Origin of the sequence: Colwellia ponticola, from assembly GCF_005885605.1 — a bacterium.
GTDB classification, from domain to species: Bacteria; Pseudomonadota; Gammaproteobacteria; order Enterobacterales; family Alteromonadaceae; genus Colwellia; species Colwellia ponticola.
This window is the reverse complement of record NZ_SZVP01000001.1, coordinates 417,431-439,060: the sequence shown is the minus strand read 5'-3', so window position 1 is coordinate 439,060 and position 21,630 is coordinate 417,431. Positions and strand designations below refer to the sequence as shown.

At 39.8% G+C, this 21,630-nt stretch carries 19 protein-coding genes; 11 read left to right on the top strand and 8 right to left on the bottom strand.

Annotation, left to right across the window (positions count from 1 at the left end):
* Nucleotides 1-56 precede the first annotated feature (56 nt).
* The 8 genes from ftsW (at nt 57) to lpxC (ending at nt 10,017) form a co-directional block, all read left to right on the top strand.
* On the top strand, nt 57-1,382 hold the full coding sequence (gene ftsW, locus FCS21_RS01870; protein ID WP_138620515.1) for a cell division protein FtsW: 1,326 nt from the start codon (nt 57-59) through the stop codon (nt 1,380-1,382).
* Nucleotides 1,382-2,581, top strand: coding sequence for an undecaprenyldiphospho-muramoylpentapeptide beta-N-acetylglucosaminyltransferase (gene murG, locus FCS21_RS01865; protein WP_138620274.1), 1,200 nt, complete (start codon nt 1,382-1,384; stop codon nt 2,579-2,581). The genes ftsW and murG overlap by 1 nt, the downstream gene beginning before the upstream one ends.
* A 110-nt stretch (nt 2,582-2,691) precedes the next feature.
* Nucleotides 2,692-4,158 (top strand): UDP-N-acetylmuramate--L-alanine ligase, encoded by a 1,467-nt coding sequence (gene murC, locus FCS21_RS01860; RefSeq protein WP_246046967.1) that lies wholly within the window; start codon nt 2,692-2,694, stop codon nt 4,156-4,158.
* Nucleotides 4,155-5,108: a D-alanine--D-alanine ligase gene (locus FCS21_RS01855; protein WP_138620272.1), complete on the top strand. Its 954-nt coding sequence runs from the start codon at nt 4,155-4,157 to the stop codon at nt 5,106-5,108. Before murC ends, FCS21_RS01855 begins: the two co-directional genes overlap by 4 nt.
* A 10-nt stretch (nt 5,109-5,118) precedes the next feature.
* Entirely contained in the window at nt 5,119-6,069 is a 951-nt protein-coding gene (locus FCS21_RS01850; RefSeq protein ID WP_138620271.1) for a cell division protein FtsQ/DivIB, read from the top strand.
* 5 nt (nt 6,070-6,074) lie between these two features.
* Nucleotides 6,075-7,310 (top strand): cell division protein FtsA, encoded by a 1,236-nt coding sequence (ftsA, locus tag FCS21_RS01845; protein WP_138620270.1) that lies wholly within the window; start codon nt 6,075-6,077, stop codon nt 7,308-7,310.
* 130 nt (nt 7,311-7,440) lie between these two features.
* Nucleotides 7,441-8,601: a cell division protein FtsZ gene (gene ftsZ, locus FCS21_RS01840; RefSeq protein ID WP_138620269.1), complete on the top strand. Its 1,161-nt coding sequence runs from the start codon at nt 7,441-7,443 to the stop codon at nt 8,599-8,601.
* A 498-nt stretch (nt 8,602-9,099) separates the two neighbouring features.
* Complete coding sequence (gene lpxC, locus FCS21_RS01835; RefSeq protein WP_138620268.1) at nt 9,100-10,017, top strand: UDP-3-O-acyl-N-acetylglucosamine deacetylase; 918 nt, start codon at nt 9,100-9,102, stop codon at nt 10,015-10,017.
* Nucleotides 10,018-10,061: 44 nt separating this feature from the next.
* Here lpxC and FCS21_RS01830 read toward each other — a convergent pair whose 3' ends face one another.
* Nucleotides 10,062-10,565 (bottom strand): DUF721 domain-containing protein, encoded by a 504-nt coding sequence (locus FCS21_RS01830; protein WP_138620267.1) that lies wholly within the window; start codon nt 10,563-10,565, stop codon nt 10,062-10,064.
* A gap of 99 nt (nt 10,566-10,664) precedes the next feature.
* Between FCS21_RS01830 and FCS21_RS01825 the strand changes: the two genes are divergently transcribed.
* From FCS21_RS01825 to mutT, 3 genes are all read left to right on the top strand, one after another.
* Nucleotides 10,665-11,561, top strand: a complete 897-nt coding sequence (locus FCS21_RS01825) for a M23 family metallopeptidase (RefSeq protein ID WP_138620266.1) — start codon at nt 10,665-10,667, stop codon at nt 11,559-11,561.
* Between the two features lie 83 nt (nt 11,562-11,644).
* Nucleotides 11,645-14,320: a preprotein translocase subunit SecA gene (gene secA, locus FCS21_RS01820; RefSeq protein ID WP_138620265.1), complete on the top strand. Its 2,676-nt coding sequence runs from the start codon at nt 11,645-11,647 to the stop codon at nt 14,318-14,320.
* Nucleotides 14,321-14,438: 118 nt separating this feature from the next.
* Entirely contained in the window at nt 14,439-14,888 is a 450-nt protein-coding gene (gene mutT / locus FCS21_RS01815; protein ID WP_138620264.1) for an 8-oxo-dGTP diphosphatase MutT, read from the top strand.
* Between the two features lie 30 nt (nt 14,889-14,918).
* On the opposite strand, the gene yacG is transcribed toward mutT, so the two are convergent.
* From yacG to FCS21_RS01780, 7 genes are all read right to left on the bottom strand, one after another.
* Nucleotides 14,919-15,155 (bottom strand): DNA gyrase inhibitor YacG, encoded by a 237-nt coding sequence (gene yacG / locus FCS21_RS01810; protein ID WP_118056166.1) that lies wholly within the window; start codon nt 15,153-15,155, stop codon nt 14,919-14,921.
* A gap of 386 nt (nt 15,156-15,541) precedes the next feature.
* Nucleotides 15,542-16,294 carry a cell division protein ZapD gene (gene zapD, locus FCS21_RS01805; protein WP_138620263.1) on the bottom strand — a complete coding sequence of 251 codons (753 nt, stop codon included), beginning with the start codon at nt 16,292-16,294 and terminating at the stop codon, nt 15,542-15,544.
* A gap of 78 nt (nt 16,295-16,372) precedes the next feature.
* Nucleotides 16,373-16,981 (bottom strand): dephospho-CoA kinase, encoded by a 609-nt coding sequence (gene coaE, locus FCS21_RS01800; protein ID WP_138620262.1) that lies wholly within the window; start codon nt 16,979-16,981, stop codon nt 16,373-16,375.
* Between the two features lie 10 nt (nt 16,982-16,991).
* Nucleotides 16,992-17,825: a prepilin peptidase gene (locus tag FCS21_RS01795; RefSeq protein WP_138620514.1), complete on the bottom strand. Its 834-nt coding sequence runs from the start codon at nt 17,823-17,825 to the stop codon at nt 16,992-16,994.
* Nucleotides 17,826-17,938: 113 nt separating this feature from the next.
* Complete coding sequence (locus tag FCS21_RS01790) at nt 17,939-19,189, bottom strand: type II secretion system F family protein (protein ID WP_138620261.1); 1,251 nt, start codon at nt 19,187-19,189, stop codon at nt 17,939-17,941.
* A gap of 28 nt (nt 19,190-19,217) precedes the next feature.
* Nucleotides 19,218-20,918 carry a type IV-A pilus assembly ATPase PilB gene (gene pilB / locus FCS21_RS01785; RefSeq protein ID WP_138620260.1) on the bottom strand — a complete coding sequence of 567 codons (1,701 nt, stop codon included), beginning with the start codon at nt 20,916-20,918 and terminating at the stop codon, nt 19,218-19,220.
* 240 nt (nt 20,919-21,158) lie between these two features.
* The gene (locus tag FCS21_RS01780; RefSeq protein WP_138620513.1) at nt 21,159-21,575 is read right to left on the bottom strand and encodes a pilin; all 417 of its coding nucleotides are present in this window, start codon (nt 21,573-21,575) and stop codon (nt 21,159-21,161) included.
* Nucleotides 21,576-21,630 lie beyond the last annotated feature (55 nt).

The window sequence follows — 21,630 nt, the reverse complement described above, 5'->3', positions numbered from 1 at the left end:
GTAGCACCTTAGAAAAAAATAGCAGCTTAGATAAAAGTAGCACCTTCACAAAAGATATGTCTTTAGCAAAAACGATGACCTTAGCAAGAACGGCAACATTAGAGACAACACAGGCAATCGCTAAAACTTTAACACAAGTAACTATACCGCCTTTGCCAGAGTGGATTAATCGCTTAATGGCTCGCTCAAATCAATACGGGGCAAGCGTTTTTGATAGAAGCTTTGTGGTACTTGGTTTAACCATGTATATGCTTGGCTTAGTTATGGTGGCCTCTTCTTCTATACCTGTGGCTGAACGTTTATTTAATAATCCATTTCACTTTGTTATTCGCCACGGGATTTATATCGGTTTAAGCCTTGCTATTGCCGGGGTTGCCTTACAAGTGCCTATGGCGTGGTGGCATAAGAATAGTAGTTACTTATTAGGGTTTGCCATTGTTTTACTGATTACGGTATTGCTAATAGGGCGGTCGGTAAACGGCTCAACTCGCTGGATTTCATTTGGCCCTATTACACTACAAGCTGCAGAGCCGGCGAAATTATTCTTTTTTTGTTATTTATCTGCTTACCTCGTTCGACGCCGAGAGCAAGTTATGGAAAATATAAGAGGCTTTATCAAACCATTAATTGTCTTTGGTGTTATGGCCATCTTGTTATTATTACAGCCAGATTTAGGGACTGTGATAGTCATGTTTGTTACCACATTTGGTTTGTTGTTTTTAGCGGGTGCTAAGTTATGGCAATTTATTTGCGTCGCGTTAGTTGGGGCAACATCGTTAGGGCTACTGGCGTATTTTGAACCTTATCGTTGGCGACGAGTAACCAGTTTTTTAGATCCGTGGCAAGATCCCTTTGGCAGTGGCTATCAGCTGACTCAATCATTAATGGCTTACGGTCGTGGTGAGTTTTTAGGACAAGGCTTAGGTAACAGCATACAAAAACTAGAGTACTTGCCAGAAGCTCACACCGATTTTGTTATGGCGGTTCTTGCCGAAGAATTTGGCTTTGTTGGCATTAGTGTGGTGTTACTACTTAGTATGACCCTAGTTTATAAAGCGCTTATTCTCGGGCGTTATGCCTTAGCCAAAGAAAAGTATTTTGAAGGCTTTTTAGCCTACGCTATTGGTATCTGGATGTGTTTTCAAGCGGCTGTTAACATTGGGGCCAGTGCGGGTATTGTGCCTACTAAAGGATTAACGATGCCACTGATTAGCTATGGTGGTAGTTCAATGATAGTAATGACGTTAGCGTTAGTCTTGTTAATACGTATTGATCATGAAATTCGCCTGCAAAGTATTCAAGCGACTAGTTCCAAAAGAACAAAGAACGCAGTTGTTAAAAGCAGTAGTATTGAAAGTACCAACGAAAGTGATAATAAATAATGGTCAGCAGCAAAGAAGATAACAGCCAAGCTTATCAGCATAAACCACCAACATTATTAGTGATGGCCGGAGGTACTGGTGGTCATATATTTCCAGGTATTGCGGTGGCTGATGAACTTAAAGCACAAGGCTGGAATATTCATTGGCTAGGTACTGCAGATCGTATGGAAGCTAATATTGTGCCTGATTACGGTTATGATATTTCCTTTATCAAAATCAGTGGTATGCGTGGTAAAAAAGTATTAGCTATATTAACCATGCCTTTTAAATTGGTACGAGCGTTAATACAAGCTAAGCGGGTAATAAAAAAGGTACAGCCTGATGTAGTATTAGGCATGGGGGGATATGCCAGTGCTCCTGGTGGTTTAGCGGCATGGTTAAGTAATATACCGTTAATTGTTCATGAGCAAAATGCCGCTGCGGGGTTAAGTAATCGATTACTAGCTCGTATTGCGAATAAAGTCTGTTGTGCTTTTCCAAATGCCTTTGCGGGTAATATTGTAGCAGAAGTGGTAGGTAACCCTTTGCGTGCCTCAATTGCTCAGCAAACTCTGTTAGCTAAGTCGGTGAAGAATGATAAAAGAACTAAAAACATATTAGTCGTTGGCGGCAGTCTTGGCGCACAAGTATTAAATAACGTTATGCCGAGCAGTTTTGCCAGTTTAGCCAGTGGCGATGAACGCTTTTACATTTGGCATCAAACGGGTGCAGGTAATAAAGACAAGGTCAGTGAGGCTTATGCTCAATGCCATATTGCCACGGATGCTCCTATTACTCATAGTTCCGTTACGAACAAAGTCAAAGTAACTGAATTTATTACTGATATGGCAGCGGCGTATCAGTGGGCCGATCTTGTTATTTGTCGTGCTGGCGCTTTAACCGTGTCAGAATTAGCTATGGCAGCAAAGCCCGCTATTTTTGTACCTTTGCCACATGCAGTAGATGATCATCAAACAAAAAATGCACTTTTTCTCGTCAACCTTGGTGGAGCACGATTATTGCCACAGTCGACGTTGAATCACGCAAGTGTTACCGCGTTAATTACTGAGTTATTCGACCAAGAAGATACCTTAGCCACTATGGCGAGCGCTTCGTTTGGTGCAGCGAGTAATGATGCGAGTAAAAAAGTAGCGACATTGTGCCAACAGCTTTTAGCAGCCAATGACACAGCACTTAGCAATAATGAAGAGAAGATATGATTAAGCAAGTTAACTTAACTAATAGCTCAAAAAATAACATTGACGTAAGCATAGAGCCAAGTACAGGCTCAAGAAAAGGGATTAACTCAAGCGCTACGCGGGTGCCTGAAATGCGCCGGGTAAAGCGTATTCACTTTGTTGGTATAGGTGGCGCTGGTATGGGGGGGATTGCCGAGGTATTGCTTAATGAGGGCTATCAAATATCAGGCTCTGATATTGGTGAAAACCAGGTGGTTAAACGTTTAACCGCGTTAGGAGCAAGTATTGTCATTGGCCATCATAAAGATAACGTGGCTAAGGCCAGTGTCATTGTGGTCTCTACCGCAATTACACATGATAATCCTGAGCTGCTCGAAGCAAAAAAATTACGTATCCCCGTGGTGAGACGAGCAGAAATGTTGGCAGAGTTAATGCGTTTTCGCCATGGTATTGCGATTGCAGGTACGCATGGTAAAACCACCACCACCAGTTTAATTGCCAGTATTTTTGCGCAAGGACAATTAGATCCAACCTTTGTTATTGGTGGCTTACTCAACAGTGCCGGTACCAATGCAAGACTAGGTAGTAGCCGTTATTTAGTCGCTGAAGCCGATGAAAGTGATGCATCATTTTTGCATCTACAACCTATGGTGTCGGTTATTACCAATATCGATGAAGATCACATGGAAACCTATCAAGGTGACTTTGAAAAGCTGAAAGATACTTATATCGACTTCTTACACAATTTACCTTTTTATGGTTTAGCGGTTGTCTGTATTGATAACCCCGTCGTACGTGAATTATTGCCTCGTATTAGTCGTCAAGTGATCACTTATGGTTTTTCAAAAGACGCAGATGTAAGAGCAACTAATTATCAACAAAAAGGTGGTGTTAGTCATTTTACCGTTGAAGTTGCTGGGCAAGCACCTCTTGATATGAGTGTTAATTTACCTGGGCAGCATAATGTACTCAATGCGTTAGCAGGGGTAGCCGTGGCTAAAGACGAAGGGGTAGAAGATGAAGCCATTTGTCAGGCTCTCATTGAATTTGAAGGCATTGGTCGACGTTTTGAACAACTCGCATCGTTAACAACCGACGCGGGTAATATGGTGCTAGTTGACGATTACGGTCATCATCCAAGTGAAGTCAAAGCAACTATTTTAGCCATGCGTCAAGGCTGGCCAGATAAACGTCTGGTGATGGTTTTTCAACCACATCGTTATTCTCGAACACGTGATTTATATGAAGATTTTGTTGAAGTACTTTCAGAAGTAGATTGTTTATTTTTACTGGATGTTTATGCAGCAGGTGAAGCGCCTATTGCCTCAGCAGACAGTAAAAGCTTAGCTCGATCAATTCGTCAACGTGGTCAAATAGAACCTATTTATGTCGGAGACGTTGATAAATTAGCACAATTATTAGCAACGCAATTACAAGACAATGACATGGTTATTACCCAAGGCGCGGGCAGCATTGGTATGGTCGCGCGTAACTTAGCTGAGCACAGTTTATTGCAAAGTAAGCCGCCAGCAGAAACAGCGACAAACAAAATAGTTCAACCTGCTACTGACGCTTTAACCCAAGGTGCTAAGTCATGACTAACACACAAACTAATGCTTTAAAAAAATTAAAACAAGAAAAAATTGCTGTGCTTTATGGTGGACATTCAGCAGAGCGTGACGTGTCACTTAAATCAGGACAAGCGGTTGCTAAGGGGTTGCAAGCCGCAGGCTTTAATGTGGTGTTAATTGACACCAAAGCCATGCCATTAGCAGAGCTGTTAAATAGTAATATAGACCGGGTATTTATTGCGTTACATGGTCGAGGTGGAGAAGATGGCTGTTTACAAGGGGCGCTTGAATACTCAAATATCCCTTATACGGGATCAAATGTCTTAGGCTCTTCGTTGTCTATGGATAAGGTACGTAGTAAGCAGGTATTTAAAGCCTGTGACTTACCAACGGCAGCTTTTTTTGTTGTCAATAAAGTTGATTTTGAACAACTATCACTAGCTGATATTTTGGCTGACTTAGGTGGTCGAGTCATGGTAAAACCCGCCAATGAAGGCTCAAGTATTGGTATGGCGCAAGCAAAAAGCGTTGAACAATTACATAACGCGTTAATTGAAGCATTTGGCTTTGATGATCAAGTATTACTTGAAGCTTGGATTGATGGGCCTGAATATACTGTTGCCATTTTAGGTGATAAAGCCTTACCGGTGATTCATATGCAAACGCCACGTGAGTTTTATGACTACGAAGCAAAGTATCAATCAAACAGCACTCAGTATCATTGCCCATGTGGTTTAAGTGACGACGATGAAAATGAAGTAAAAGCCTTAGCGGTTAAGGCGTTTAATGCAACAGGCGCTAAAGGCTGGGGACGAGTTGATATTATGCGTAATAGCGCAGGTCAATGGCAAATATTAGAGGTAAATACCGTACCAGGTATGACAGAAACATCATTAGTACCTAAAGCGGCGAATGTCTTTGGCCTTAACTTTAGTGAGTTAGTAACACAAATATTATTACTTAGCGTAAAAGAGTAAAACAACCATTATGACGGCTAAGCCAAAAAAGACTACGCAAACGCGAGTGCAACAAAAAGCTCAAAAATTAGCACTAAAAGCAACCGAACAAGGTCATGCAAGTGCTTTGTCTTTTGGCTTGGGCTTAGCTTTTTTTGTCATGGTGTTATTTAGTCTAATAACGATTAGTTGGTGGCTTACTCAGCAGATTATTGGTCAAGAAAGTGCGCCAGTGACCTCGATTGTGATCTCAGGTGAAATGCCTTATAGCGAACGTAGCGATATCATTAAAGCGATTGAATCAGTTGATATGGGCAATTTCTTTCAGGTTGATGTAAATGAAGTACAAAATTATGTGTTGACCTTGCCTTGGGTTTATTCGGTGGCAGTGCGTAAACAATGGCCCAACGAATTAAAAATATATGTGGTTGATCAAAGTCCAGTTGCATTATGGAATGGCAGTTTTTTAATTAATCAATTAGGACAGGTTTTTCAAGCAGACACTGCTCGTATAAAACACTATTTACCCCACTTCTTTGGCCCGGAAGGCAGTGAAGTGATGGCATTAAAAAACTATAGAGATCTCAATGCATTACTTGAGTTTAAGGCGCTAGAGATAGATGAATTAGTCTTGAGTGAACGCTTCTCTTGGCTACTCACTTTAAATGACGGCGTAACCCTTAATTTAGGGCGTGAAGAGCGAGTAGAGCGTATACAACGTTTTATGGATGTTTATCCGCTAATAAAAGCGCAACTTAAAGAAAAAATAATTGCAGAAAATGAAAAAAATCAGGCGGTTGATTACATTGATTTGCGGTATGATACGGGATTGGCTGTTGGTTGGAAAACAATAGAGAATGTTACTCAGCATAAAACACAATATGAGCCGCTATACAAGACGAAATATCGCTTGTTAAAAAGCCAGCATAGTAATTACCTAAAACGAGTGCAGCAAATAAGCACGATCAGTGGAAGAGTTTAAGATAAATGTCTAAAGCAGCAGAAAGAAAGTTAGTGGTTGGCCTTGATATAGGCACCTCCAAGATATCTGTGGCGGTAGGTGAAATTACACCAGACAACCAATTAAGTATTATTGGTGTTGGTAATCAACCTGCTCGTGGTATGGATAAAGGCGGTGTAAATGATTTGAATTTAGTTATTCAAGCAATACAACGCGCCATTAATGAAGCTGAATTAATGGCTGACTGCCAAATAAGTTCTATTTATTTAGGCATATCTGGTAAGCATATTAGTTGTCAAAATGAAAATGGCATGGTGCCGATTAACGACAAAGAAGTTAATCAAGAAGACATAGACAATGTTATTCATACAGCGCGCTCAGTGCCTATTGCGGCAGAACGCCGTATGCTACATGTACTTCCTCAAGAGTACAGCATTGACTGTCAAGACGGTATTAAAAGCCCTATTGGTATGTCAGGTGTACGTATGGAAGCTAAGGTACATATTGTTACTTGCGCTAACGATATGGCTAAAAATTTAGTAAAATGCGTTGAACGCTGTGACTTAACTGCTGATCAATTAATTTTTTCTGCGCTTGCATCAAGTTATGCGGTATTAACAGATGATGAAAAAGAGTTAGGCGTTTGTGTGGTTGATATGGGCGCAGGTACTATGGATATCTCAGTATTTACTGGCGGTACTTTACGCCATACTGCAGTAATACCTGTAGCAGGTAATCAAGTGACTAGTGATATTTCTAAAATATTTAGAACCCCCTTAAGTCATGCTGAAGATATTAAAGTGCAGTACGCTTGCGCTTTAAAACACATGGTAAGTATGGAAGACAGTATTGATGTACCTAGTGTCGGCGGACGTCCAGCTCGTTCAATGTCACGTCATACGTTATCCGAAGTGGTTGAGCCAAGATATCAAGAACTATTTGAACTTATTCAAGAAGAAGTTAGAGAGTCTGGTTTAGAAGATCAAATTGCTGCTGGTTATGTGTTGACAGGCGGCACCGCCAAAATGGAAGGTGTACTTGAGTTTGCTGAAGAGGTTTTTCAAATGCCGGTGCGCATTGCTAAGCCATTAGCGGTACAAGGTTTGAAAGAATATGTAAACGATCCAAGTTATGCAACCGTTGTTGGCCTTTTACATTACGGTATGCAGGCAACAAGCCAAGTAGAAAACACGAAAAGTAAACGAGAAAGCGTTGGTGATATTTGGTCAAGAATACATGCTTGGTTTAAAGGTGAGTTTTAAAGACGAATCTACAACTAAGTAGTGCACTGTTAGAGGGACATAACAGTTATTTCGAGTTGTTGTTAATTAATATTATTTAGCAACAGTTATTAAGAATTTAAAGTATTGTAAGTAAAACGGAGAGAGAAAAATGTTTGAACTAATGGAAGATCATAACGAAGAAGCAATAATCAAAGTGATTGGTGTTGGTGGCGGTGGTGGTAATGCCGTTGAACACATGGTTTCGCAAACCATTGAAGGGGTAGAGTTTATTACCGCTAATACAGACTCACAAGCGTTACGTAACTCTTCTGCAGATGTTACTTTACAGCTTGGTGCTGATGTCACTAAAGGTTTAGGTGCTGGCGCTAACCCAGAAATTGGCCGTTGTGCTGCTGAAGAAGACCGAGAAACAATTAAGCAAGCCTTACAAGGTGCCGATATGATTTTTATCGCAGCAGGTATGGGCGGAGGTACAGGTACGGGTGCAGCGCCTGTAGTTGCTGAAATTGCTAAAGAAATGGGTATATTAACGGTTGCAGTGGTCACAAAACCGTTCCCGTTTGAAGGTAAGAAACGTATGAATTATGCCGATCAAGGCATTGAATTCTTATCTAAAAGTGTCGACTCATTAATTACTATTCCTAATGAAAAGTTATTGAAAGTACTCGGGCCAGGAACAAGTTTATTAGACGCTTTTAAAGCAGCTAACAACGTATTACTTGGTGCGGTGCAAGGTATCGCTGAGCTTATTACTCGTCCAGGGTTGATCAACGTCGACTTTGCCGATGTGCGTACTGTTATGTCTGAAATGGGCACAGCCATGATGGGATCTGGTATTGCTTCAGGTGAGGATAGAGCACAAGAAGCAGCTGATGCGGCTATTTCAAGTCCTCTACTTGAAGACGTAGATTTAGCAGGCGCGCGTGGTATTTTGGTTAATATTACTGCCGGTATGGATATTAGTATCGACGAATTTGAAACCGTTGGTAATGCTGTTAAAGCCTTCGCTTCTGAAAATGCTACTGTGGTTGTTGGTGCAGTTATTGATATGGACATGACCGATGAGCTTCGTGTAACGGTTGTAGCAACGGGTATTGGCGCTGAAAGTAAGCCTGATATAACACTCGTAACTCCCGCACCAACAGCTGAGCCTAAAGTTGTCGGTAGTGATTATACACCAGCAGCGCCACAGACTAATTTAGACACAGAAACCGTGTCGATGACAGATAGTAATGCACAAAAAGTAGTCGCGACAGACTTAGATACGTATTTAGATATCCCAGCATTTTTACGTAAACAAGCAGACTAATTAGATCATTGTTGGCAGTCTATTAAACGCTGCTTATCAAGGTTGTTGTTGTTAGTGTTTTTGATTTTAGCGTATTTTCTTGCTATATTGTGCGCCGGTTAAAGTGAGTTAACGACTGTAAAGCTTATTTTTATTGTTAAAGTAGAGGTTAGTTCAGTAATTAACATATTGATATATAAATGATTGTTACAGGTTTTAGTTCTTGGGACAGTTGTTGCATCAGTAATGTGTTGAGCGTTTACTTGAGCTATCACTCGCGGTATTTTGAGCTTACGTAAAGGCCTATTACATTGGTTTATACTGTAATAACAGCATACTAAGGTGCCAGTAATGGCGCTAGTAATTACAATGATTAGTATAAAACAAACAGTAACTTTATCACTTTAACGATAAAATAAAATGCTATCTATAAATACTTACATGGCTCAGGTCTAGGTAATGTTTTATAGCAGCAAGTGCATTTATTAACGAATAAAAAGCAAGGTAAACGAGGCTAATATGATTAAGCAACGTACAATAAAAACAAGTGTTTCAACAGTAGGTGTTGGTTTACATAAAGGTGAAAAAGTGCAGGTTACTCTCCGTCCTGCACCAGTAAACACCGGTATTGTTTTCCGTCGTATTGATCTTAACCCTGTAGTTGAGATAAAAGCGACACCTGAAGCTGTCGGCGAAACCACGTTATGTACTTGCTTGGTTAATGAGCAAAAAGTCAAGGTGTCTACTGTTGAGCATTTACTCTCAGCAGTGGCTGGCTTAGGCATAGATAATTTATTTGTCGATGTAGACTCCGCTGAAGTGCCTATTATGGACGGTAGTGCCTTACCTTTCGTTTACCTAATTCAATCTGTGGGGATTGAAACGTTAAATGCTCCTAAGCGTTTTTTACGCATAAAAAAACCTATTCGTGTTGAAGAAGGTGATAAATGGGCTGAGTTATTACCACATGAAGGTTTTAGGGTTAACTTTGCTATTGAATTTGAGCACCCAGTCATTGAAAAAACCTGTCAAACCATGAGCATGGACTTTTCTAGTTGTTCTTTTATTAAAGAAATTAGTCGCGCTCGTACTTTTGGCTTTATGAAAGACATTGAGTTTTTACGATCTCATAACCTAGCCTTAGGGGGGAGTTTAGAAAATGCCATCGTGCTTGATAATTACCGTATGCTCAATAAAAACGAATTACGCTATGATGATGAATTCGTAAAACATAAAATATTAGATGCTATTGGCGATCTTTATATGTGTAGCGCGAGTATTTTAGGCGAATTAAACGCTTTTAAATCAGGTCATGGTCTAAATAACCTACTACTAAGAGAAGTGTTTAAACAAACAGACTCATGGGAATGGGTAACCTATGAAGGTGATAAACCGTCACCAATAGAGTACCAAGAAATAAATGCTGCAGCATTTTAATCAGTGTTAGTTATATTTAGCAGCATACTTAAGGGGTAAATGCCTTACCTTTTACCAGCTACACGCGCTAATTTTTCCAGCTTCTCTTTTAAGCCTTTAGGGGCATTTTTTGCAATGTCTAAAAACTGCTTAGCGGTTTTTTCATTAACCACGCCACTAGCTTGATAGGTTGTTACGGCTGACTGCACCAGTTCAGCACGTTTTTTTTCGGTCACTTCATGGCGTTGTTGGCGAAAGCCTTGTGGATTAATTTTAATTTCTATTTTTTGAAAATTACCATTAGTAGCGCTTACCAAGGCTTTGCAAATATTATTGCGCTCAAACTGTAATCTTTGCCCCCAAACAGGCGACTTAACTTCAATAATAAGTGTATCTTGTCTGGCGTTGGCAATATGCCAAGCATCTGCTGGTAAATCAGGGCAAATGTGGCGTACAATATCTGCCAAAATCGTCAAAGAGTTGGTTTTTGTTTGAATATGTGCCAAAGTGCCTGTCGTTGTTTGCAATAGCGCAGACATGTTAATAGGTACTTTTGATTTTCTAGCCATTGTTATTACCAACATTGTTAATCGTAAAATTCAGTAACAGCTTAGCAGTAAATAAGTGAGCTGATAAATTAACTGAATAATTTAACCGAAAAGGTGCCTATGAGTTTAACACTACTGTACCGAGGAAAGAACGTCAGATTTTCAATGCAACTCACTAAATTGCATTGGTTGTCGGCGCTTTGCGCGTTTGCGTTAATTTCTGGGTTGATTGTGCATCTTATTGTCAGCAATAAGCTACAACCTAATAGTGAAAAATATCAACTGTCTAGTCAAGACAAGATTACACAACCACATCCTGAACAGCCAATTATCACCGCGTTAACAATTAAACTGGCAGAGTTACAAAGCCAAGTTTTACGGTTAAATGCACTGGGTGATCGCTTAGCAGATAATGCCAATATTCCCACTAATGAATTTAATTTTAGTCAATTGCCAGCAAGTGGTGGTCCGGTATCTAAAGACTTCCCCGTAACGGATAAAACCTTTGAACAGCTTTTTAGTGAAATTGAAAACTTTGAAAATTCAATAAATCATGAAGAAAAACAGTTACAAATGCTTGAATCTGTAACTTTTGGTCACCATATACAAAATAATAGCTACTTATCTGGCCGCCCCATCGCAAAAGGTTGGTTGTCTTCTTACTATGGTGTGCGCAAAGATCCCTTTAACGGCAAGCCAACAATGCACAAAGGTGTCGACTTTGCCGATAAAGAAGATACCGCGATTATTGCGACAGCATCAGGTGTGGTTACTTGGGCAAGTAAGCGTTATGGCTATGGTTTACTGGTTGAAATAAACCATGGTGATGGCTTAACGACGCGTTATGGACACAGTAAAAAGTTGCTGGTTAATGTTGGGGATGTGGTTAATAAAGGGCAAGCAATTGCCAGAATGGGTAGTACAGGTCGCTCAACTGGCTCACATGTTCACTATGAAATATTAAAGAATAATAAACAAATCAATCCAATCAAGTTTGTTTATCGAAAAGGAAAATAATCGTCGAAACTCGGTTATCATAATCAAATCAAAAACGGTGGCTCTATGGTCGCTAATAACTCTCAACAAATGGTTTAAATAAGATGTTTGGAAACTTGTTAACAAAAATATTTGGTAGTCGAAATGATAGATTACTAAAACAAATGAGCAAAGAAGTAAGCAAAATCAATGCACTTGAGCCGGTTTTAGAAGCATTAAGTGATGAAGAGTTAACAGCTAAAACCACTGAGTTTAAAGAGCGCTATACTCAAGGCGAAACCGTTGAACAACTCTTAGTTGAATCGTTTGCTGTGGTAAGAGAAGCCAGTAAACGTGTTTTTGGAATGCGTCACTTCGATGTGCAAATGATTGGTGGCATGGTGCTGAACGACGGAAAAATAGCGGAAATGCGTACCGGTGAAGGTAAAACGCTAACCGCAACCTTGCCATCGTACCTTAATGCCTTAACTGGCAAAGGTGTTCATGTTATTACCGTTAATGATTACTTAGCTACGCGTGATGCTGATTGGAGTCGACCATTATTTGAATTTCTTGGCTTAACGGTTGGTTGCAATATTGCTGGCATGAACACAGAAGCTAAGCAAGCGGCTTATCAAGCTGATATTACTTACGGCACCAACAACGAGTTTGGTTTTGACTATCTACGTGACAACATGGTGTTCTCACCACAAGAGCGCGCACAAAAGCCATTACACTTTGCCATTATTGATGAAGTTGACTCAATTTTAATTGATGAAGCCAGAACACCATTAATTATTTCAGGGCAAGCAGAAGATAGCTCTGCTTTGTACAAAATTATTAATACCCTAGTGCCGACCCTTGAGCAGCAAGATGAAGAAGACAAAGAGGGTGAAGAGGGCACCGGTGATTTCACTATAGATGAAAAAGCCAAACAAGTTTATTTAACAGAACGCGGTCAAATTCATATTGAAGAGATCATGGTCGAAAAAGAGTTATTAACTGCTGGTGATACCTTATTCTCAGCCGCTAATATTACCTTATTACACCATGTTATGGCGGCGCTGCGAGCACATAAATTATTCCATAAAGATGTCGACTATATCGTTAAAGACGATGAAATCGTGATTGTTGATGAACACACGGGTCGTACAATGGAAGGCCGTCGTTGGTCAGAAGGTTTACATCAAGCGGTTGAAGCCAAAGAAGGGGTCAATATTCAAAATGAAAACCAAACACTAGCCTCTATAACCTTCCAAAACTACTTCCGTATTTATGAAAAGCTTTCTGGTATGACAGGAACAGCAGACACTGAAGCGTTTGAGTTTAGCCATATTTACGGTTTAGAGACGGTCATTATCCCCACTAACCAACCTATGGTTCGTAAAGATTTACCTGATTTAATTTACCTAACAACCGAAGAAAAATTTGACGCCATTTTAGCGGATATTCAAGAGTGTGTGAAGCGAGGTCAACCAGTACTGGTAGGTACTATTGCTATTGAAACCTCAGAGTTTTTATCTGATTTCTTGAAAAAGAAAAAGATTAAACACAAGGTACTTAATGCTAAGTTCCATCAACAAGAAGCTGAAATTGTTGCTGATGCGGGTAAAGAAAATGCCGTTACTATCGCCACTAATATGGCCGGTCGTGGTACCGATATTGTATTAGGTGGTAATTTAGATGCCATTATTGCCAAGTTAAAAAACCCTACTGATGAAGATATCGCTAAAGCAAAAGCACAATGGAAAATTGACCATGAACGCGTGCTTGAATTAGGTGGCTTACATATAGTGGCTACAGAGCGACATGAATCAAGACGCATTGATAACCAACTTCGTGGTCGCTCTGGACGTCAAGGTGATGAGGGCTCTACTCGTTTCTATCTATCAATGGAAGATTCATTGATGCGTATTTTTGCGTCAGAGCGTATTTCTAACATGATGCGTAAGCTGGGTATGGAGCATGGCGAAGCAATTGAACATCCTTGGGTTACTCGTAGTATTGAAAATGCGCAGCGTAAAGTCGAAGGACGCAACTTTGATATGCGTAAGCAACTACTTGAGTATGATGACGTGGCTAACGATCAGCGTGGCGTTATTTATGAGCAACGTAATGAATTACTTGATAATGAAGATATTGGAGAAGTCGTCAGCGCGATTAGAAATGATGTCATTAACGGTGTTATTGATCAGCACATTCCACGACAATCCTTAGACGAAATGTGGGATATTCAAGGCCTTGAAGAACAGTTAAAAGGTGAGTACGCAACGGAATTAACTATTGCAAAATGGCTTGAAGAAGATGATAAGCTTCATGAAGAGACCTTGCGTGAAAAAATTATTGCTGAATTTGAACAAGCCTATAAAGACAAAGAAGATGCTGTTGGCGCAGAGGTATTACGTCAGTTTGAAAAAGCAGTTATGCTACAAAGTTTAGACTCGCATTGGAAAGAGCATTTATCGGCTATGGATCACTTGCGTCAAGGTATTGGTTTACGTGCTCATGCGCAAAAGAATCCTAAGCAAGAATTTAAACGTGAGTCTTTTGAACTGTTTACTGAAATGCTAGATAACTTAAAATATGATGTTGTTGGTATTTTATCTAAAGTACAAATTCGTGCTGAATCAGATGTTGAAGCGGTAGAAGAGCAGCATAGAAAAGCCGAAGAATTGCCGATGGATTTCCAATCAGGTCAAGCTTCAGTTGAACAAGCACAAATGCCGCGCGTTGGTCGTAATGAGCCTTGTCCGTGTGGCTCAGGTAAAAAATATAAACAGTGTCATGGTAAGTTAGCGTAATCAGCTAATGCCTAAACCGAGTCATTAACGTATTCGTATTAATGAATTAATGCCAGTCTCATGACTGGCATTTTTATTTTATAACTTAGAGACCGCTAGAAACGTAGGTAAAAATATTATGCAAAAAACAGTACATGTTGCCGTAGGTGTTATTAGCAGAGTTAGTGAAGAAGGGAGTGCAGAATACTTCTTAACTAAGCGCTTGGCACAGGCTCATCAAGGGGGGAAGTGGGAATTTCCTGGCGGTAAAGTGGAAGCAAATGAAACCGTTGCTCAGGCGCTTGCTAGAGAGCTTAAAGAAGAAGTAGCGATTGATATCTTATCTTGTCAGCCGCTGATTAAAATTGAGCATACTTACCCCGGAAAAGTAGTTAGTAACAATGTTCAGGAGAGTAAAGGAGCGGCTAAGCGTGTTTGTTTAGATGTATTTATTGTCGATAACTTCCTTGGTGAGCCTAGTGCCCAAGAAGGTCAAGGAGAGGGCTGGTATCGGTTAAATGAATTTGAAACATTAGATTTTCCAGCGGCCAATAAAGCAATCATTGACAAGCTTTTAGAAACTCAGTGATAAGCTGTTAGCACAATAAAGCTATTAGCTTTATTCAGGTTCAACGAAAAACTTATTATTAAGTAAAAACTCGTCTTCCATCGCATCAAGCATTTCTTCTGATAAGGCAGTATCAACCTGAATGTTTTCACTGATTTTATGACCCTCATCAGCCCATTCACCTAGGTCAATTAATTGGCAGCGTTTACTACAAAAGGGACGGAACTCGCTGCTTTCTTGCCATAAAACAGTTTCTTTACATTGAGGACAAGCCACTTTTAAAGTCATGGTAGTATATTTCTTAAAAAAAGTTAAAGGGATTGAAGCGATATTTTTTAGCAATTATACAGGAAAGTGTGGGGGATGGAATAGTTATACCAATCTGCATAAGAAAGTGATCTCTTAGCCAGAATTTAAAGGCTTAGAGGCAAGGCATTGATTGTAGGCAAGGGTTGTTCCCTTGTCAAAATCAATAACGATGCATATAAGCCTTTAAAAATGGCCCTTTGGGAATGCATGGACACCATGATAACGTCATAAAATTTACTTGATGTAGGGTAACTATATCGGCATAAATTTTATTTGTTCTACTGTCGTCCATGCCATTCTAAGTGAACACTTCTTTATGCAGAATGGTATTAGTCATAAGCTTAGTATCGCTGATGAGTAAAACGTTAGCAGCGCGCTAGCTCAAAGGCTGTCGCTTGGTTAGCATAACGTCTGCCGGTGTGTTGGCAAGGCAGCATAAAACGAATGGAATAACGAAACTTATTACCGCTGACGGTCGGGTAATAACTGGCGTCATGCGCTAATTTTATCCGTAATAATAACAAACCTTCGCCGTTATCTTGATAAAAACCACTATCTGCTTCTATCGACTCAAACTCTGCACGTAATCGAATAAACTTGAGGATAATAGCAAGTGCTGATGATATATCGATTAATAAGCTTAGCCATTGTTTAAGTTCACCTTTGATTTGCCTTTCATCTTGGTGCAGCCAAAAATGCAGTTGTGGTAAATCAAAGCTTGAACTACCTCCTTGTATAGCAAAGCGTTGTCTTAAACAAGTCAGCAGTTTATCTTCTTTTAACTGCCACCAAGTAGGTCGAGATACTCTAAGGTGGGCAATGAGTTTAACGGTTTCTGTTAAGTTTTCAGTTAAGGCGGTGGTGTCTACATCAGGCACTTTTGACCAAACAACAAGATTTTGTTCTAACTTCTCTAAATCTTTTATTAACTCGCCACGTATATCGTTGCGCTCTAAGGTGTCTAAAATAGAAAAAAGTGCATTAAAGAATATCGGGTGACTGACTTTTATCGCTAAGTCGTTATTGATACATGAATAGGCCTGAGCGAAGAGTTGCTCAAGCTTTAAATAACTTCGTATGCGCTCATTAAGCGGGTGTTCATATAGTACTGTAGACATACAACGCTGGGTAACCTGTTAACAAAGAAGGGAGATAAATAATAATGTGTCATTAATGAATCCCCCTATTGTTTGTTTTTAAACCACTTTTGTCAAGGTTAAATACTTTTTATCAAGTAATAATACCAAGTCTTCAACGGCGGCTAAGCTAATGTTGTCGTTATTAATGATATCGTCAGCGACTGCTAAGCGTTCAGTTCGTGTTATTTGACTGGCTAAAATGGCTTCTACTTGCGCTAATGAAGTATTATCTCTTTGTATCGTCCTTGCTATTTGCGTGGCTTCACTCACATCAATAACTAAAACACGATCGACTAAAACAAGAAGATTGTTCTCAATAAGTAAGGGCGCCACTAATATACAATACGCACTGCTCGCCTGAGCCGTTTGACGAGCAAGTTCATCGTGTATTAACGGATGTAAAAGGTTATTTAGCCAATGTTTGTCAGCTTCATGAGCAAATATTCGAGAGCGTAATAACACTCTGTTAAGCTGACCATCGGCCAGTATATAGTCATCACCAAAGTGCTTAGCAATAGCTTTTAATGCGGGACTATTAATGGCAACGACTTCTCTAGCGATAATATCAGCATCAATAATGTCGATGCCTAATTGTTTAAAACAATCGGTAACGGTTGTTTTACCGCTACCGATGCCACCGGTAAGTCCAATAATGAGTGTAGACATAATATATCAATTAACTTATAAATTTTTGTAAGTACCACGACCAAATAACATCACCCCATAATAGCGCAACCCAACCGGCTACCGCTAAATATGGACCAAAGGGGATCCCTTGCTCTCGTTGATGGTTTTTAAATAACATTAAGGCAATACCGACAATAGCGCCGACTACTGAGGCCATTAAAATAAGTAGTGGTAATAACTGCCAACCAAGCCAAGCACCAAATACGGCAAATAATTTAAAATCACCAAAACCCATGCCTTCTTTACCGGTTAATAATTTAAACAACCAAAAAATAGTAAATAAACTCATGTAGCCAATAGCTGCGCCAATCACCGCATCGGTTAACGAAGCAAAAGTACCATTGATATTTATTAGCAAGCCTAACCATAACAAAGGCAGGGTTATTTGGTCGGGCAATAACATATGATCAAAATCAATCATGGTTAATGCGATTAAAGACCAAGTGAGTAGTAACCCCCAGCACGTTGTTAAGCTAACGCCAAAATGTTGCGCAATAATAAGACTTAGTACTAAGGTAGACAGTTCGACTAACGGATAACGAGCGGAAATGTTATTGCGGCATTGGCTACATTTTCCTTTTAACATTAACCAACTTAATAGCGGAATATTTTCATAAAAGCGAATTTTATGCTGGCAATGAGGGCAGGTAGATGCGGGTGTTGATAAAGTCACTTTTGGCAGATCTTTTGCCTTAACATCAACTACTTCATCAGCAAGATATTCACGACAGTCATGATACCAAGCGTATTGCATCATTTTTGGCGTACGATAAATAACCACGTTAAGAAAACTACCGATAACTAAAGAGAGTAAGCCAACCATGAGATAAAACAACCAAGGTAATTGGCTAAATAGCAGGTGTAAATTGTCGATAAAAGCGTAAAAATTATTGTATAACAAAGTGGATTCCATGAATAAATATGAGGTAATAGTCGCTAAACAATTTTACCAATTTCAAAAATAGGTAAATACATAGCAATAATTAAACCACCAATGACTACGCCCAGTACGGCCATAATCATTGGCTCTAACAAAGCCGTCAAACCGTCAACGGCATCATCTACTTGCTGTTCATAGACATTAGCGACTTTAGATAGCATATCGTCAACTGCGCCAGACTCTTCCCCAATAGCAACCATTTGAATCACCATATCAGGAAATATTTTACAGTTTCTCATGGCTAAGTTCATTTGCATACCAGAGGATACCTCTGCTCTTACATCGAGTATGGCATCGCGAAATACCGCATTACCAGAAGCACCGGCAGCAGATCCTAACGCATCAATAAGCGGTACACCAGCAGCAAAAGTCGTTGATAAGGTGCGAGCATAGCGAGCAACAGCAGCTTTTTCTAGTAAATCACCAATAACGGGTAGCTTGAGAATGTTTTTATCGACACTATCACGTAATTTTTGACTATTTCTATGAGCACGTTTAAATAAGTAACTACTAATAAAAATACCGGCAAGGCCTAGATACCAATAAGCCTGCATAAACTCAGAGATAGCGATGACCATTAAGGTAAATGCCGGTAATTCCGCACCAAAGCCAGCAAAAATTTCTTGAAAAACAGGCACGACAAAAATTAATAAAATAGAGGTAACAATAAACGCAATAACCAATACGGCAATAGGATAGGTTAACGCTTTTTTTATTTTACTTTTTAATGCTTCGGCTTTTTCTTTATAGGTTGCAATACGACCATAAATGGTTTCTAAAGCGCCTGATTGCTCGCCTGAGGCGACTAAATCACAATAAAGATCGTCAAAATACAGCGGATGATCACGTAAACAGTCAGATAAAGGAATACCTGATGAAAGTTTGGTGGCAATATCACCCAGCAGTTTGCGCATTTTACCGTTATCATGACCAGAGCCAATCATTTGAATGGTTTGTACTAAAGGTACGCCAGCACCTAACATGGTGGCTATTTGCCGAGTAATACTGGCAATATGAGCTGGCGTTATCGGTTTATCGCCACCTAAACCAAATAAAGCTTTGGGCTTTTTCTTTACTCTACTAGGGGTTATGCCTTGCTTACGTAGTTGGCTTTTAAGCTCTATGATACTAAAAGCAGGCAGCTCACCGTTCACTTTTTTACCTTTTCGATTAACTCCTTGCCAGACAAAAATATCTTGTACTTTAACCTTTGCTTTAGCGGACTTATTTTTTGTCGTAATCGCCATCGTTAACCCCGATCCATTATTCTTATATTTAAGTGCTTGTTACGCGGTTAATTTCGGCTAAGCTTGTTAAACCGTTCATCGCTTTAATTAATCCTGACTGGCGTAAGTTGTTATACCCCTCAATTTGGCATTGTTTTGCAATATCAAGGGAGTTACCTCCTTCCATAATAATAGCAGCAATAGCGGGGCTAATTTTAATGACTTCATAAATACCGACACGACCTTTATAACCGCCAGTGCAGTAGCTACAGCCGACGGGTTTAAATAGTTTAATATCGGCTAACTTATCAGCAGGAAAACCTTGTTCGGCTAACTGTATCTGGGATAGTTTTTCTGGTTCTTTACATTGACTACACAGTCGCCGAGCAAGGCGCTGGGCAATAATAACAGAAATTGAACTAGCGACATTATAAGAAGGAACGCCCATGTTAAGTAAGCGAGTTAGCGTTTCTGCCGCTGAATTAGTATGCAATGTTGATAACACTAAGTGACCAGTCTGCGCGGCTTTAATGGCTATTTCAGCGGTTTCTAAATCCCGTATTTCACCGACCATAATAATATCAGGGTCTTGACGTAAAAAAGAGCGCAATGCACTAGGAAAAGTTAAGCCTGCACGGGTGTTAATCTGCACTTGGTTAATACCTTCGAGATTAATTTCAACGGGATCTTCTGCCGTGGAGATATTACGCTCTTGGGTGTTAAGAATATTAAGGCCGGTATATAAAGAGACCGTTTTACCTGAACCTGTGGGGCCCGTTACTAAAATCATTCCCTGAGGCTTTTCTAAGGCGTCGGTATAAATCTGCTTTTGCTCAGGTTCATAACCTAGCATTTCAATACCCAGCATAGCGCTTGAAGAGTCAAGAATTCGCATGACTACTTTTTCACCCCACATAGTCGGTAAAGTACTCACACGAAAATCGATAGATTTTTTCTTAGACAAGGCTAACTTTATGCGCCCATCTTGTGGTACTCGACGCTCGGCAATATCTAATCTTGACATTACTTTTAAACGAGCCGCCATTCTTGATGCCAAACTGACTGGGGGTCTAGCTATTTCAGATAAAATGCCATCAATTCGAAAGCGGATGCGAAATGAGTTTTCATAAGGCTCAAAATGAAGATCAGAAGCACCTTTCTTTATAGCATCGAGTAATATTTTATTAATAAAAACCACAATCGGCGCGTCATCTTCACCATTATCACTGTCGTCTTCTTTCTTATTCTCTTCAACATCGATACCCGCTAATTCATTGGCATCCATGTCACTTATATCAAGCGCATCGCTATCGTCTTCTAACACTTTTTCTATACAGGCTTGTAAACTGGTTTCATCACACAACACTACTTCAGCGCTGTAGCCAGTATTAAATTGAATTTCTTCTAAAGCGTCTAAATTAGTAGGGTCAGACATGGCAACAAACAGTACTTTGCCACGTAGATATAATGGTAGCGCGTTATGTTTGGTGATGAGCTTTTCGTTGCGAATACCATCAGGAATAAGACTGGTATCAAAGGTAGATAATTCAATTTGAGGGTAACCAAAACTTTTAGACAGTACTTTGGCAATACTTATACTATCTATCTCTTTTTTTTCAATAAGAAAACGAATAAAAGGTATGTTCTGACCAACAAAATCAGCACAAATATCAGCTATCGCGTCGGCAGAAATTAGCCCCTGTTTAGATAGTGCAGCTAACACGCTCGATTGCTGATGACTGCCTTTCATAATGGAGGGTAACCTTTTGGAAATATTGATATAGTGATATCTATTGAGTGTAACTTATAATGCGATAAAAGCACAAAGAGATTTATAAGCTAAGTTGATGCAGTGGGCTGTTAGAGTAGGTATAGTGAGCGGTTAGCTTAAGTGTATACGAGCTAACTTATGGTTTATTAGCTAATAAAAAAGCTCCCGAGGGAGCTTTGGATATCAAGTAGGTATATCAATACTCGTTTGGTTAATATCCTAACAAATACCTTCTGCTATGCAAGTACCGCCTCTCGTCCATTGTATTGGTGCAGTAACTCCATTAGGGGTAAGTGTAAAGTTAACAGCAGTACCAGCAGAATCTGTTATTGTACTTAGCACTGTAATGACACCATCTACTACCGTTACAGAAGTTATCTTTCCATTCGCACTTGCGGCAGCAGGGATACCATTAGTACCAGCGTTAGCATCAGTCAGGGCAGTTAAACGTCCTGATTGTGCCGCTACCTCAAATGCACTCTTATAGGGTGTTGCGGCTAAAACGGCTTCTGAAAACTCTGCTTTTTTAGTATAAGTCTGATAAGCAGGTAATGCTACCGCGGCCAAAATACCGATAATGGCTACTACGATCATTAACTCAATCAGGGTAAAACCTTTTTGTGCGCGTTTTTTCATTTGTTGTAAATTTTTCATAATGTATTTCCATTTTTTACGGGGGCTAACTTCATAG

Bases quoted from the DNA above. Each gene is read 5' to 3' on its own strand.
- FCS21_RS01790 (WP_138620261.1), bottom strand. From the start codon at position 19,189: ATGGCGATTACGACAAAAAATAAGTCCGCTAAAGCAAAGGTTAAAGTA.
- zapD (WP_138620263.1), bottom strand. From the start codon at position 16,294: ATGTCTACAGTACTATATGAACACCCGCTTAATGAGCGCATACGAAGT.
- FCS21_RS01825 (WP_138620266.1), top strand. From the start codon at position 10,665: ATGAGTTTAACACTACTGTACCGAGGAAAGAACGTCAGATTTTCAATG.
- murC (WP_246046967.1), top strand. From the start codon at position 2,692: ATGCGCCGGGTAAAGCGTATTCACTTTGTTGGTATAGGTGGCGCTGGT.
- FCS21_RS01780 (WP_138620513.1), bottom strand. From the start codon at position 21,575: ATGAAAAAACGCGCACAAAAAGGTTTTACCCTGATTGAGTTAATGATC.
- pilB (WP_138620260.1), bottom strand. From the start codon at position 20,918: ATGAAAGGCAGTCATCAGCAATCGAGCGTGTTAGCTGCACTATCTAAA.
- FCS21_RS01830 (WP_138620267.1), bottom strand. From the start codon at position 10,565: ATGGCTAGAAAATCAAAAGTACCTATTAACATGTCTGCGCTATTGCAA.
- lpxC (WP_138620268.1), top strand. From the start codon at position 9,100: ATGATTAAGCAACGTACAATAAAAACAAGTGTTTCAACAGTAGGTGTT.
- secA (WP_138620265.1), top strand. From the start codon at position 11,645: ATGTTTGGAAACTTGTTAACAAAAATATTTGGTAGTCGAAATGATAGA.
- ftsZ (WP_138620269.1), top strand. From the start codon at position 7,441: ATGTTTGAACTAATGGAAGATCATAACGAAGAAGCAATAATCAAAGTG.
- ftsA (WP_138620270.1), top strand. From the start codon at position 6,075: ATGTCTAAAGCAGCAGAAAGAAAGTTAGTGGTTGGCCTTGATATAGGC.
- yacG (WP_118056166.1), bottom strand. From the start codon at position 15,155: ATGACTTTAAAAGTGGCTTGTCCTCAATGTAAAGAAACTGTTTTATGG.
- FCS21_RS01795 (WP_138620514.1), bottom strand. From the start codon at position 17,825: ATGGTTGGCTTACTCTCTTTAGTTATCGGTAGTTTTCTTAACGTGGTT.
- coaE (WP_138620262.1), bottom strand. From the start codon at position 16,981: ATGTCTACACTCATTATTGGACTTACCGGTGGCATCGGTAGCGGTAAA.
- FCS21_RS01855 (WP_138620272.1), top strand. From the start codon at position 4,155: ATGACTAACACACAAACTAATGCTTTAAAAAAATTAAAACAAGAAAAA.
- murG (WP_138620274.1), top strand. From the start codon at position 1,382: ATGGTCAGCAGCAAAGAAGATAACAGCCAAGCTTATCAGCATAAACCA.
- FCS21_RS01850 (WP_138620271.1), top strand. From the start codon at position 5,119: ATGACGGCTAAGCCAAAAAAGACTACGCAAACGCGAGTGCAACAAAAA.
- mutT (WP_138620264.1), top strand. From the start codon at position 14,439: ATGCAAAAAACAGTACATGTTGCCGTAGGTGTTATTAGCAGAGTTAGT.
- ftsW (WP_138620515.1), top strand. From the start codon at position 57: ATGTCTTTAGCAAAAACGATGACCTTAGCAAGAACGGCAACATTAGAG.